The organism is Streptosporangium sp. NPDC049078, assembly GCF_040648855.1.
Taxonomy (GTDB): domain Bacteria; phylum Actinomycetota; class Actinomycetes; order Streptosporangiales; family Streptosporangiaceae; genus Streptosporangium.
In genome coordinates this window covers 48,415-62,278 of the sequence record NZ_JBEZEL010000013.1, presented here as the reverse complement: position 1 = coordinate 62,278, position 13,864 = coordinate 48,415, and the positions used below count along the sequence as shown (strand labels likewise).

The 13,864-nt window shown below is 68.9% G+C and carries 10 protein-coding genes; 6 read left to right on the top strand and 4 right to left on the bottom strand.

What is annotated here, in order from left to right; translation table 11 throughout:
• The first annotated feature begins 209 nt into the window (after positions 1–209).
• The 3 genes from AB0B90_RS22790 (at position 210) to AB0B90_RS22780 (ending at position 2,429) form a co-directional block, all read left to right on the top strand.
• Complete coding sequence (locus AB0B90_RS22790; RefSeq protein ID WP_362924567.1) at positions 210–848, top strand: hypothetical protein; 639 nt, start codon at positions 210–212, stop codon at positions 846–848.
• Between the two features lie 142 nt (positions 849–990).
• On the top strand, positions 991–1,809 hold the full coding sequence (locus tag AB0B90_RS22785; RefSeq protein ID WP_350945645.1) for a sugar nucleotide-binding protein: 819 nt from the start codon (positions 991–993) through the stop codon (positions 1,807–1,809).
• 176 nt (positions 1,810–1,985) lie between these two features.
• The gene (locus AB0B90_RS22780) at positions 1,986–2,429 is read left to right on the top strand and encodes a GNAT family N-acetyltransferase (protein WP_362924564.1); all 444 of its coding nucleotides are present in this window, start codon (positions 1,986–1,988) and stop codon (positions 2,427–2,429) included.
• Positions 2,430–2,588: 159 nt separating this feature from the next.
• Here AB0B90_RS22780 and AB0B90_RS22775 read toward each other — a convergent pair whose 3' ends face one another.
• Complete coding sequence (locus tag AB0B90_RS22775) at positions 2,589–3,800, bottom strand: hypothetical protein (protein WP_362924562.1); 1,212 nt, start codon at positions 3,798–3,800, stop codon at positions 2,589–2,591.
• 97 nt (positions 3,801–3,897) lie between these two features.
• On the opposite strand from AB0B90_RS22775, the gene AB0B90_RS22770 reads away from it, so the two are divergent.
• Entirely contained in the window at positions 3,898–6,771 is a 2,874-nt protein-coding gene (locus AB0B90_RS22770; RefSeq protein ID WP_362924560.1) for a tetratricopeptide repeat protein, read from the top strand.
• Positions 6,772–6,977: 206 nt separating this feature from the next.
• Here the strand turns inward: AB0B90_RS22770 and AB0B90_RS22765 are convergent, their stop codons facing one another.
• Positions 6,978–7,568: a hypothetical protein gene (locus tag AB0B90_RS22765; protein WP_350945655.1), complete on the bottom strand. Its 591-nt coding sequence runs from the start codon at positions 7,566–7,568 to the stop codon at positions 6,978–6,980.
• Positions 7,569–8,225: 657 nt separating this feature from the next.
• Here AB0B90_RS22765 and AB0B90_RS22760 point away from each other — a divergent pair.
• On the top strand, positions 8,226–9,107 hold the full coding sequence (locus AB0B90_RS22760) for a TIGR03619 family F420-dependent LLM class oxidoreductase (RefSeq protein WP_362924558.1): 882 nt from the start codon (positions 8,226–8,228) through the stop codon (positions 9,105–9,107).
• Positions 9,108–9,186: 79 nt separating this feature from the next.
• On the opposite strand, the gene AB0B90_RS22755 is transcribed toward AB0B90_RS22760, so the two are convergent.
• Complete coding sequence (locus AB0B90_RS22755; protein WP_362924556.1) at positions 9,187–10,773, bottom strand: hypothetical protein; 1,587 nt, start codon at positions 10,771–10,773, stop codon at positions 9,187–9,189.
• Positions 10,774–11,166: 393 nt separating this feature from the next.
• On the opposite strand from AB0B90_RS22755, the gene AB0B90_RS22750 reads away from it, so the two are divergent.
• Positions 11,167–12,561 carry a hypothetical protein gene (locus AB0B90_RS22750; protein ID WP_362924554.1) on the top strand — a complete coding sequence of 465 codons (1,395 nt, stop codon included), beginning with the start codon at positions 11,167–11,169 and terminating at the stop codon, positions 12,559–12,561.
• A 103-nt stretch (positions 12,562–12,664) separates the two neighbouring features.
• Here the strand turns inward: AB0B90_RS22750 and AB0B90_RS22745 are convergent, their stop codons facing one another.
• Complete coding sequence (locus AB0B90_RS22745; protein ID WP_362924552.1) at positions 12,665–13,540, bottom strand: phosphotransferase; 876 nt, start codon at positions 13,538–13,540, stop codon at positions 12,665–12,667.
• Between the last annotated feature and the right edge of the window lie 324 nt (positions 13,541–13,864).

Below are 13,864 nucleotides of genomic sequence, written 5' to 3'. Positions count from 1 at the left end.
CCATCCCGGCGAGACGCATCGCCGAACACCTGCCGCCCCCTCACGCGAAGGCGCTTACGACTTCCAGCGGGGGGGCGAACAGGCCGCCATCTGCACGGCGGTCAGTCCCGTTCTCGCCTGCTGATCAGGGAGTGCGTCCGGGCACAAGTGATCTCCAAGGGGGCGTGCCCACCCTGAGGGGCATGTACAACAATGCGGGGCTCTGAAGCATGACCGACAAAGCCAAGCCCGGCAAAAAGCCGTGGTGGTATGTCCTGCTGGCTGTGCTGGCCGCCCTCGCGGCTCCGACCTACTTGGTGACGAACCTGGTTTTGGCCGTGGTGGAGGCGTCTCAGCCGTGCGTGTCACCGCCCACAGGCACCTGGCCGCCGACTGCCGCCCGCACCGAGACCTTCATCGACTTGCCGCTCACCGCGGCGGACATGCCCCGTACCTTCCCCGGCCCGGACGAGGAGTCCGTCATCGCCGCGGTCTACCGGACACCCGACGAGAAAAGGGTCCAGGTATGGCGGCGCCACCCAAAGCACACAGACCCGGACGCCTCGCTCGACGAGGAACTGCAGCAGTCCGGTAGCAAGACGGTCAGGGGCAAATCCGGCACCAAAAGCACCGATGCCTGCGCCGAGGGAATCGTGGCGATGTCGACCGGCCCGCTCGGTGGCGCGGCGGCCTGCTACCCGTCCCAGTTCAGGGACGCGAAGACCCGGATCTACGAGCCGGGGGCGGTATGTCTTTTCTTCGACCGGTGGTCCGGGGCGAAACTGGAGGGGCCGGACATGACCGTGAGCGAGCTGGCCGAGCTGATGCCCCGCCTGCGACCCGCCATCCAGGTCACGGGCACCCCGTGACCGCCCCCCGCCGCTGCCCTGTGCGTCAAGCCCATGCGGGACACACGGGGATCCGGTCCTCGGCTCCGCGGACACGACACCGAGAATGAATGCATGATGAGCCGGTGAGCACTTCCTCCAGCGAATCCGGCTCGGACCGGCCATGAGATTCCTTGTCGTCGGCGGCAGTGGGTTTCTCGGCGGCGAACTCGTCCGGCAGTGCCTGGTGGCCGGGCATGAGGTGGCCGCGACCTACCTGACCCGGCCGGGAGAGGCCGCGGGTGTCGAGTGGTCGCCGCTCGATGTGCGCCGGCGAGACGACGTGGACGCGCTGATCGGCGCGTTCCGGCCGGAGGTGGTCGTCAACGCCGCGTACCTGCAGTCAGACTGGGCCATCACGGCGACCGGAGCCGCGAACGTGGCTCTCGCCGTCGCTGCGGCAGGTGGGCGCCTGGTCCATGTGTCCAGCGACACGGTCTTCTCCGGCGCCGCGATTCGCTACGACGAGACGTGCCTGCCCGACCCGATCTCCCCGTACGGTGCGGCCAAGGCCGCCGCCGAGACGGCGGTGAGCGCGATCGCGCCGACCTCGGTGACAGTCCGGACATCCTTGATCATCGGCGACGGCGGTTCTCCGCACGAGGCGCTGGTGCGTTCACTGGCCACCGGCAGGGCGAGCGGAGTGCTGTTCACCGACGACGTGCGATGTCCCGTGCATGTCGCCGATCTCGCCGCGGCGCTCCTCGAACTCGCCGTGTCCGAGTATCACGGCGTCCACCATGTCGCCGGAACCGATGCGATCAGCCGGTACGAGCTGGGGCTGCTCATCGCCCGCCGCGACGGACTCGACGCGGACCGATTGCCTACGGGCCGGAGAGCGGACACCAACGTGCCCGGTCCGCTGGATGTGCGCCTGGAGTGCGAGATGACTCAGCGGCGGCTTCGGACCAGGCTGCGTGGCGCGCGGCGGTTTCTGGGGTGACGTTTCCATCGCCGAGGTCCGGCGTCGCGGAGTACGCCGGACGTCGGCGCCCCTGTTCTCCACACGTCACCGATCTTCAGCGGAGACCTGGCGCCACCGGCCGATTGGCCGCCGCTCAAGGCCTGAATAAGCTCGGGCGCGTCACTTCACGCCGAGCACATCAGGGAGCCCCATAAGTGGTGATCATCGCTCAGGAGACGTCGTTCGACGAGGCCGAGATGCTTGAGCTCTACGACTCGGTCGGCTGGGGCCCGTGGACGCGCGACATCACCCGGGTATGCCGGAGCCTGGCCAACTCGCACCTGGTCATCACCGCCAGGGACGAGTCGGGCACGCTGCTCGGCCTGGCACGGACGGTATCCGACGACGAGATCGTCTGCTACGTGCAGGAGTTGCTGGTCAATGCCCGACACCACGGCAAGGGCGTCGGCCGCCGACTGCTGGAGCACCTCAAGGACCGATACGCGCACTGCCGCTACTTCGTGCTCACCACCGACCATGAGTCCACCCCGGCAGGCCCCGCGAACCACGCCTTCTACCGTCGCCTCGACCTGATCGAGCACCACGAGCAGGGCTTGTCGGCCTTCGGCCTGCGGGTGCGCGACCCGCGGAGCCTCTAGACCCGCCGACCTGTCTCCGCACGTCAGTACGGCCCCCCTGTGCTCCTCGCCACCCGCCGCACGGCTGCGGTGGTCGGCATGGTCGTGTGACTTGCCTGGCAAGTCGCGCTCCCGCAACCGGTGGAGCGGTGTGTTGCCAGGCAAGTTGTCCGATCCTGATCAGATGACGCGGACCTGGAACTGGTCCCCGTCCAGGACCCGGGACTTGTAGTAGAAGGCGCCCAGGTCGGCTCCGCCGAGAGTGTTCTCCGCCAGGGGAATCATGCAGGCGCTGTAGCCGCCGGAGTCGGTGGAGACGCGCATCGTCAGCCACGTCGCGCGACAGTTGAACTCATACGCGGTGTTCCAGTTGAAGATGAAGATGTTTCGGCCGTATGGCTGGGAGTACGCGCCGTTGTAGGTGGACTTGAAGGGGTATTCGTCACAGGACCAGACTCCCGGAAGCGGGGGGTCAGGGCGCCCCGGCGGGCATGCCCTGTTGTAGTTGTTGGCCATGAGGGTCTCGTTCTGGGTCCTGGTCAGGAGATTCGTCATCTTGAAATGGTTGATGGCGAGCTGGAGGTGGCGAGCATACGACGGGTAGCGATACGACAGGACGTCGTGCATCGGGACGACCGAGTCGTAGACGCAGCCCGAGGGGTAACCGGTCAGCGCGTCGTCGCAGCGGTGCACGGCCGGCGCCGTGATCGAGGGGTTTGTCGTCGGGTTGACCCATCCCGCGTTGGCGAACCAGTACCTCATCCCACCGTGTGCCCCCCACTTGTAGCCGCTGAGCGGGCTGTGGAAGTACGTGGTGGTCGAGTGGACGCGGCCCGGAAGCGCTGACCCGCCGACCAGTCCGCTGCTGGACACCGTGCAGCTGGCGAGGCATTGCGGCTCGGCGTAGACGAAGGTGTCGAGCACCACGGGGATCGCCGGGCCGGAGACGGAGTTGGCCTGGTAGTGCCACGACTGGCTCCAGCGCAGCGAGCTGTAGTCAAGGGTCGTCAAGCTGGAGACGGTGAACTGTATCGAGCCGATGACGACCCCGTTGGGCACCGTGAAAATGAGCAGCAGACCATCCTCTATCACGCATGCGGCTGTCCGGGACAGCGTGGCGCGCCCGCCGCAGATATCGGCGGCGGCGGCGACGCCGGCGTCGGTCGTGGCCGGGCCGGTCTTCCTCGCCTGCTTGCGGATACAGGTGGCGGTCTCGGACTTCTCGGTCGCGGCGATCTTCGCCGCGTGCTGTTTGAGGTCGGCGCCGCACTCCTGTACGACGGTGGGCTCCGGTGTGGGCTTGTCCGGTGCCGCTGTCGCCGGAGGAGTGGGGACAAGCAGGGACGACAGCGCCAGAGCGACGCTCGCGATCCCCGCTTTCCATCTGGCCACGGGTTACTCCCTTCGTGGAAGAACGTTGGACGAAGGGAAACCCCGGCCTCTGGACAGGCTCTGGAAGTTTGATGAACATCGCCTTTACACTGTGGCGGTGCTGGTCGTCCAGGTGCTCGGCCGCCTGCGGGTGTGGCACGACGATCGCGAGGTCGATGCCGGGCCACCCGCCCGCCGTCTGATGCTGGGGGTTCTGGCGCTCAACGCCGGGCGGCTGACCACGCGCCGGGAGCTGATCGAGTCGCTGTGGGGCGAACGGCCGCCGTCAAGCGCGGTCAACGTGTTGCACACCCACACCAAACACCTGCGCCGCCTGCTCGACCCACGGCGCAGCCCGCGCGGCCAGGACGGGGTGCTCTCCACCGTCGGCGACGGCTACCTGCTGCGCCTGCCGGAGGACGCCCTCGACCTGCTGCGCTTCCGGCGTACGGTGGCAGCCGCGCAGCAGGCGGAAAGCGACGGCGACCCGGCGCGAGCAGCCGCGCTCTTCCGCGAGGCGCTGCGGCTGTGGGAGGACGACGACCCCCTGTGCGACGTGCCGGCGCTCGAAAGCGACCCCAAGGTGTGGGGCCTCAAGGCCGAGCGCCGCCGCGCGCAGCTGTCCTACTGGGACCTGATGCTGCGGGCGGGCAACGCCGCCGAGGTCATCGCCGCGCTGGCGGTGCAGGGCGCGGTGAGCCCGCTTGACGAGGCGGTGCAGGCCACACTGATTCGCGCGTACCAGGCGACGGGCCAGCGGGCGATCGCCTTCGAGCGGTACGAGACCACTCGCCTCGTGCTGGCCCGGGAACTGGGCGTGGAGCCGAGTGGGGAGCTCCAACGGGCGCACCGGCATCTGCTTGAGGAGCAGGAAAGCCGTGGTGTGCCAAGGATTCCGCGTCAGCTCCCGGCGCCGGTGCCGGACTTCACCGGACGCGTCGACGAGCTGGCCCTGCTTGACACCGCGAGCGCCCGCCGCCCACCGGGGGTCGTGGTCGTCTGCGGCACCGCGGGCGTGGGCAAGACGGCTCTCGCCGTCCACTGGGGTCACCGCAACCGCGAACTGTTCCCCGACGGGCGCATCCACCTCGACCTGCGCGGCGACGACGCCGAACACGCGTTACCCCCGCACGAGGCGCTGGGCCGCATGCTGGCCGCCGTCGGCGTGTCCGCTCAGGACATTCCGGCCGACACCCAGTCGCGGGCCGCGCGCTGGCGCACCGAGACCGACGGCCGCAGGTTGCTCGTGCTGCTCGACAACGCGGCCTCGACCGAGCAGGTACGGCCGCTGCTGCCCGGTACGCACGACACCCTCATGGTGATCACCAGCCGGGACAGGCTGGCCAACCTGGTCGCCCTGCACGGCGCGCACCGCATCGAACTGGACCTGCTGCCCCGCACCGACGCCGTCCACCTGCTGCGCCGGCTGGTGGGCGAGCGGGCGGGCACCGATCCCGACAGCGTCGACTCGCTCGCCACCATCTGCGCCCGCCTGCCACTGGCGCTGCGCCTGGCCGCCGAGTACGCCGGGGCGCAGGCGCACCTGCCGCTGGCCGGCGTGGTGACGCGGCTGCACCTGGCCGGACCGCTGGATCTGCTCGACTGGGGTGGGGCGGCGATCCGGCACGTCTTCGGCTGCTCGTACCGGCTGCTCGACGCCGAGGCACAGCGCCTGTTCCGGTTGCTGAGCCTGAACCCGGCGCCGCACTCCACACCGGCCTGCGCGGCGGCACTGGTGGAGGTCGACGAGATCGACGCGGCCCGGCTCCTGCACCGGCTCACCTCGGCGCACCTGCTGCGATGCGACGCCTTGGGGCGCTACGGGTTTCACGACCTTCTGCGTGCGTACGCCGCCGAGATCAGCCTTGCCCTGGACGGCGAGGCCGAACGGCAGGCGGCCGTGGACAGGCTGCTGGAGCACTACTGCGGGACCGCCGTCGAGGCGAGCGACACCCTCTACCCCGGGTGGAGCGGGAGCCGGCGGCACGCCGGGCTCGCCCTCAAACCCAGCGGCGTCACTCTCTCGCCGGGCGCGGCACTGTCGTGGTTGGACAGCGAGCTGGCGTCGTTCGGCACGATCTGCCAGTTCGCGGTCAGGCAAGGGCGGCCCGAGCGGGCGGTCACCCTTGCCGCCGCGTTACACCGCTACCTGGAAGCGGGGCACGGCACCGAGGCCCTGTCGATCTACGAGTGCGCCGTCGACGCCGCGCGGGGGATGGGAGACGAGGAGGGCGAGGCGCATCTGCGGACCAACGCCGGGGTCATCCTGCGGTTGCTCGGCCGGTACGCTTCGGCCGTCGAGGAACTGAGCGAGGCGCTGGAGCTGTGCCGGAGCAGCGGCAACCGCCACGGCCAGGCCCGCTCGTTGTCCAACCTGGGCATCATCGAGGAACGCCTCGGCGAGTTCGCCTCCTCCGCCGCCCGGCACCGCGAGGCCGTCGCGCTCTACCGCGAGATCGACGATCCCTTCGGCCAGGCGGCGGCGCTGACCAACCTGGGCAATCTCAAGGAGTCGATCGGCGAGCACGCCGAGGCGGCGCGGCACTTCCTGGCCGCGCACGACATCTTCGCCGCGCTCGGCGAGCGTGCCGGGCAGGCCATCGCCCTGTCCAACCTCGGCCAGATCCACAGTTCGCTGGGCGAGGACACGCTTGCCGTCGCGAAACTGCGCGAGGCGCTGAGCCTGTTCCGCGAGATCGAGCACCGTGACGGGGAGGCGACCGCGCTGAGCAACCTCGGGACCGCCCTGTGCCGTCAGGCGAAATTCGACGAGTCCCTGTGGCACCTGGAGCAGGCGCTCGAGATCTTCCGGTCGACCAGACACAGGTACGGCGAGGCGAGTGTCCTCAACGCGATCGGTGAGGCGTTGCACACCATGGGCCGTGACGGCGAGGCGGCGCAGCGACACCGGCTGGCGCTGGCGATCGCCGCCGAGACCGGCGACGAGGACGAGCGCGGCCGTGCCGCCGCCGCGCTCGAAAACCTCGGCTGAGGATCGCGAGGCGTGAGAGCACGGTGTCGGCGCGACCGGTGACGGCCTCGTACGAGCCGGTGAGGAATCACAGTGCGGCGTCACCGTCGCCGTCGCGGATGTGCAGGCGCGCGAGGTTGACGAGAGGTTCGAGTGCGTGACGCGCGGTCCGCACAGACCTTGAGCCCGCAGCCGGGAAAGTCAGGGGTAACCCCCGGCTTTCTTGTTCAGTACGACGGGGTGTCTTTTTCGCCGCGGAGCACCCGGAGTGCCTCCTCGGCCCGATTCTGGGCCTCCTGATGCGTCAAGCCGTCCACGGAGGCGACGAAGGAGACGAAGACGTCCCTGTCGGGGGCCTTGAAGCTGAAGGTGTCTCCCAGCGAGGGGAAGATTCTGCGCGTGAGTTCCATCGTGGACGCGGTGATCTTCTCGTTGGGAGTACTGTCCCCGCCGATTGCCGAGAGCATGCCGAACCATGCGCCGAGGCGCCACGTCAGGGCCTTGGCGAAGGCGATGTTGAACGGAATCCCCACGATGGGAATGGAACCGACGAGCTTGTCCCAGAGCAGGTCCTGGGCGAGGAAGGGAATGTTCGGCTTCAGGTATTCCTTGGCGGCCTCCCCGGTGATGTGGCCCCTGCCGTAGATGCTCCGTACGTCGTTCCACAGGTCGATGTAGAACGGAATCGCGATCACGTCGACGACCAGGTTCGCTCCGCCGCCGAAGAACCCGCTCGCACCCTGTGCCAACACGTTTCCCGTCGCGAGGGTGCTGGTTCTTTCGTAAACCCGCGCGGCGCGCTCCTCTTTTTCTTTCATGTTCCCTTCCGCTTTTTCGTGTCATGCCAGATGGAACGAGGCCGGTGGACCGGCCGTACCGAGTGTAGAACCAAGCGCCTGTCCAGAAGTTCTGCACGTAACCGGGTGCGATATCGCCGGAGTGGACAGACGTTGACAGGGGCCTCGCCGGAGGTTGGATCGAAGTCGCCTTCCTCGTTCACTCCGGCCGGCGAGGTGGTGGCCAGTATGCGCCCTTCTGTCGTGTTCGCCAATGCTCCGGCCGTCTCGGGCGAGCACCTGCGGGCGCCTCAGCCGCCGTGATCGCCCACGGGTGGCTGACGTACCGACACGGCAGTGAGGCGAGAATCCCGCCGACCCCGAAACGGGCCTGTGTGGCGGTGAACCGCTCGACCACGGTCACGGTCGTTCCTCCAGGAGCAGATCGGCGCGAGCCGTGGTGATCGGCAGGCCGGTGGCGGCTTCGATCGATGTGGCCGGTCGGTCAGGTGGAGCGGTGGTGCATCCATGCTCGCTCCGCCTTGCCTTGACGCCGGTGACAGGGTTCTAGTGTGGCCGCGACAGACGGGTGGGGACGTCGTCGACGCATGGTGAGGCCATGACGCCGCCTCGGTACCGGCCCATGCCGATCCGCGACCGCCCATCCATCGCACCGACCGGCCGACCGAAGGAACGACGATGAAGTTCGCCGTCAGCTACAGCACGCCCTACCACGGCGTCGACCCCGACACGATCGTGGCCTACGCCCGGCACGCCGAGGACTGCGGCTTCGAGGCGCTGTATCTGCCCGAGCACATCGCGCTGTACCCCGGCGCGGCGGTCGGGCACTTCGAGCTCCCGCCGTCGCTGCCGTACTTCGATCCGCTCGATTGCCTGAGCTTCGTCGCCGCGGCCACGCGACGGATCCTGCTCGGGACGGGTGTGCTGCTGCTGCCGTACCACCATCCGGTGATCCTCGCCAAGCGCCTGGCGACCATCGACGTACTGTCCAAGGGGCGGATGCGGCTGCTGACCGTGGGGCTCGGCACCCTGCCCGGTGAGGCCAGGGCGACGGGCGTCGACTTCGGCACCCGTGGGCGTCGCGCCGACGAGGCGATCGACGTGATGCGGCTGCTCTGGGCCGGTGGCGAAGAGGGGGTCGACTTCGACGGGGAGTTCTTCGCCTTCGACGAGCTGTGCCAGTTTCCGAAGCCATACGGGGTCACCCACCTGCCGATCCACGTCGGCGGATCGAGCCGGGCGGCCGCACGCCGCGCCGGACGACGCGGCGACGGCTACTTCCCGGGTGGCGCGCTCACCCCGGACGAACGCGCCCTCCAGATGGACCTCGCCCGGACCGCCGCCGCCGAGGCGGGCCGCAGCCCGGAAACGCTGGAGTACACGCGATCAGGGGCGATCGACATGACCGCCGAACAGGTCGAGGCGTTCGCCGCGCAAGGCGTGACCCGCATCGTCGTGAGTGCCACCGCCACCGAACCGGAACGGCAACGCGAGGAGATGTCCGCGTTCGCCCAGCGGTTCGCCCTTCCCGACACCACCGAGGCGGGGACGCGCACCTGACGCCTGCCCCGCCTCTCGAACCGGGCCCGGCCGGTTCGCCGCTTGTCCGGCCTCGCACCGAGCCCGGCCGCCTGCCGCGCTAACCCGCCGGGCGCAGGACCCGCTGCCAGGAGGTGTGCGTGTCGTGCAGGGCGCGTTCGCGCCGGTCGACTGTTACGCAGATGTTGTCACCGGCGAACGCCTCACGCCAGACGTAGCCCTGGATGCAGGAGCGCGGCCCGTCCGGGCCGTTCGTCCAGCGACCGGCCCCCATCATGTTGTCGGCGATCACCTGGTCGCGGATCTCCTGGGTGACGCAGACCTGATCGAAGCTGTCGGCCCCCCGCCAGACGTAGCCCGGTTTGCAGGCGTTGGGGCCCAGGACCAACCTGGCCGGGTTGACCCGCGAGGAGGCGGCGGCGTTGTCGGCGATCACCTGCCGGCGCGCGGCGGAGCTCACGCACACGGTGTCGGAGGGCGTGGCCAGCCGCCGCGTACGCTGGAGGAGGCATTTGCCGTTCTCCTCCCAGTTCGGCGCGTCCGCAGTGTCGGCCTGGGTCTCCTCGTAGACGGCCGGTGTCACGCACACCAGGTCGTTGGGCGTCGCCTTGCGGTGGACGTAGCCTGCCAGGCACTTCCGCGTGATGTCGGTGCTGACCGTGACGACCGCCTCGTCCTGGCCCACGGAGTCGATGGAGACGCTGACCCCGTTGGTGTTCAGCGACGTCACGGGATCACGCGTTTTGCTGCGCTCCCTCAACAAGTACGACCTGCCCTCCCTGACCTCGTGCAGGAGCACGATGTCGCCGGGGATTCCCTTGCTCTGGCCGGTCTTCTTGCGGAACTCCACCGTGTAGTAGTTGAACGGGTCGGCGACGTTGAACGGGACGCGCACCAACAGCGTGCCCGTCGAGCCGGGCTGGTCCAGGGGTGCGAGGCGCACCGTCCGGTCGGCCACGCCGTCCGCGCCGAGCGTGACGATCCGGTGGGGTTCCAGCCAGCCCATCTCGTCCCGGTTGGGACCGTTGAAGCCGACCGCGCTGGTGCCGAACCTCTGCGTCTCGTACGTGTGGATGTGCATGGCGCTCATGACGTCCCACTGGTCGTCGTACTCGCCGAACTGTGCCCAGTCGGCGTTGCGGTAGGTGGGGTCGTCGGAGAAGGAGTGGTCCCTGTCGTAGCCGTGCAGTATCTCGTGGGTGGTGAAGCCGAGGTTCCAGGCGAGCGGGTCCAGCAGTATCCGGCCCCCTCCCGCGGAGCCCGAGTCCCACGCGTAGTTGACCATGGCGGCGACCCGGTGGTTGGACGGGACGGTGTAGCCCGCGGCGGCGGCCGTCCGGACGCAGTCCTCGGTCCGCTGCCACCGGTCCTTGGCCTTGGCCTGCGCGACCGTGACGGGCATCGTGTACCAGCCCTTCACCACCGATCCGGACACACTCGTGCGCCCGTGCGACTGGTCGGCGAGATAGTCGGCGAACCCGCCGAGTCCCCTGCCCGCGTCGGTGAACAACTCCCGGAAGAACTGCGGGGGCCTGGGCTCCGTATCCGGATGGTCGGCGAACTTGCACAGCAGCACCGACCAGGGCAGGTCACCCTGCACCGGGTACGCCTGTGCCGGTAGGGCGGGCACGCAGACCAGGGTGAGCAGCGTGACCGCGGCGGTCAGGAACGATCTTCGTAAACGCATGGGTCCTCCATCGGGAACACCTGAGATCAGACCGAAGATCTCAACCACCGGTTGTCGCTCACTTGTGTGCGAATGGGACCTCACAGCCGGGTCCTGACCGGTGCCGTCACTCATGAGGTGACCGCCGGATCACATGCCGGCCACCGGCCTGAAAGGGCTCCCCGGGGAGTGGTTCCAAGGCGCACGTCCCGGCCGCCGAGCCGTGCGCCCGGACGGCGCCGGGCCGCCTTGAACCGCGCATCCCGGGCCGGCTTCTCCACCATTGAGATGCAAGCCGTCTCCCATCACCGTTCGGCACCGTGGCATGAGCGTGAGACGGCGAGGTGCCGCTCAGGGCATCGGCCACCGCCGTCCACGGCATTCCATCGCGCCCATCGTGAAACGAAGGTGCTCATGAAACGTGTCACGACCCTGCTCGTCCTCGGCCTGCTCGCCGCGCTGTTACCCGGGACCGCCCACGCGGACCACGAGTACGGCCAGGCGGTCGTCCAGAGCGTCCAGGTCGACAAGCCCACCTACGCGGGGCCGTGCCATGGAAGGGAGAACGATCTCAAGGTAACCGTGCAACTGACCTACACCGGTCCGGGTTGGGCCTATGTGTCCTACACGTTGAGCGGGATCAGCGACGAATACGTGCACCACGTCCATCAGCAGGAGCAGAACGGGCCGGGCACGTACGAGTTCCGGATTCCGTTGACCGAGTCGGGGACCAGGCAGCTCAAGGTGGTCGGCCTGGTGTGGAACGGCGGCGAGCCGGTCGAGACCGGCACACCGGTACAGGTCACGATCGACCGAACCTGCCAGGACGCGAAGGCGACCGTCGAGCCCGTGGGCGACTACACCGGGCTGTGCGGATCGGAGGCCACCACCCCGATCAAAGGGGTGATCACCTCACCGATCGCGCAGACGGTCCGCTACCAGTGGTACTACGCCATCACGTACGGCGGCTCCCCCGTACCCGGTCACGAGATCCAGACGCTCGTCTTCGACAGCCCCGGGGCCCGTGAGGTCACCGGCTTCCTGCCGCGCACTTCGTCGGGTTGGCCCAGGCGTTACTACATCAACATCATCGAGCCTTCGCCCAACCCCAGCCAGGCTGTGATCACCCAGACGACCTGCGCGACCCCGCCCGTGGACATCGCCGGCGCGAGCCAATTGAACTACGACGGCCCGTGCGGTCCGGACTTCTCGACCCCGACACGCGCCATGATCACCAGCGGCAAGGGGGAGACGCGCTACCAGTGGGTCGACGAGAACGCGACCCCGCTGCCCGGGACCGGCGTGCAAACCGTGAACATCTCGGAGCAGGGCGGCACGCGGTACGTGGACGGCCCGCGGCTGCCCAGACAGCGCCCGGGGAGCGGAAAGGTGGGAATCGTCTTCCCCGACCTGCGTACGGACGTGATCGGCCTGACCTCCTGGTCCACGACCTGCCGCCCCCTCGCGACACCGAACCTGACCCAGGTCGAGTTCACCGGCGAGGAGGAGTCCTGCGAGTTGCGCCGGCCCGCCACCTTCACGCTGAAGGGTTCGATCACCGCGCTGGGGCCGGGTCCCATCCGCTACGCGTACGCACGCAAGAGCGCCCAGACGAACAACGCCTGGGTCCGCGACCCGTGGACCTCGCTGACGCTCACCTCGGCCGGCACGGTCGACGTGCCCAAGCAATGGACGGTGCCCTTCTCCCGGCAGGGGGAGCAGGGATACTGGCGCCTTGAGATCGACGAGCCGTACACGGGCGTGTCCGGCCAGGCCCGCTATTGGTTCTTCTGTTCCAACCAACCGTAAGTTTTTTATCCCGGGCTTCCGAGCCCTTCTCCCGCCGAACAGGGCGTTCTGTCGCTCTGACCGCTGAGGAGGGCTCGGGACCGGTGAATGACGTGGCAACCGGTCAGGTGGAGCGATGGTGCACCCATGCTCGCCCTGCCTCGGCGGCCCGCGCACGGAAACCGCGCCCTTCCTCCGGGCCGAACCGCGCCTTGTGCAGGCGGAACAGCGTCCACAGCGCGGCCAGGCCGGTGACCGCGTCCGCGGGTGCTGACTGCCAGGCCGGTACGCGGGCCAGAAGCGCCTCGGTCTGCTCCGGGGTGTGGCCCGCCTCGATGAGGCGGGGAGCGAGCATAACGGCGTCCACCCACGCGGCACCGCGCACCGCGAACGCCCAGTCGATGACGTACGCTCGCCCGTCGTCGATCCGGAAGTTGCCGGGGTGCAGGTCGTAGTGGAGAAGGGTGTCCCCCTCCAGCGCGTCGAGGCTGAACGTGGTGAGGGCCGTCTCGTACATGGCCCGGTCCGGCAGCTCCCCGGCGAGCAGGGCCGCGGCCTTGGCCTGGAGTCCCGCGATGTTCACCGCGACCTCCGGAAGCCCGCCGGGGCACGGGGTGAGCGCCTCGTTCAGGACGACCAGGGTGTCCAGCACGAGCGGCACATCCGGCGAACCGGGCGACAGATCGGCGTCGCGGCCGTCGACGTACTCGTGCAGCAGCACGATCCACCCGTCCACTTCGCCGCTCCAGCGCAGGTGGGGCGCGGGCAGGCCGGGTGGCAGTACGGCACCGGCTCGTCGTTCGCGCTCGTAGAGGGGCGCGGCCGGGTTGGCGGTGGGGACGGCCTTGAGGAAGACGATCCTGTAGTCATCGGTGTACAGGCGGGCAGTGAGCCCTGGCATGAGCCCCTTGGTCACGGGGTCGGCCTTGAGGACCTGGCCGACCTGCTGCTCGACGGCGGCGCGCACGTTGCTGGGGAGGTCGTCCCACTGGGGTTTCACGATCAGCTCTCCCTGGGATCGTCGGCGCAGGCCGTGTAGCACTGGTTGCATTCGCCTGCGGGGATCCCCCTTCGAGGATGACTGCCAGGCCAGCGGCTCGTATGGCCTCGACGGTAGTCCCGATCGCGGTTACGGGGTGGGAGATCTGGGCGGTGGGCACGACTGGCCGCCTACCTTCTCCCCGCAGGCACGGGGCTACGGCGACACTCACTCGGTCATCAACGAGTGGGACGGTCGATGGGAGGCCACCCTTGGGTTACTTTGTCCGTATGAGCGGACAGCGGAACGAGAGGGCGGAGGTGATCCGCTACGTGGGTGTGGCCG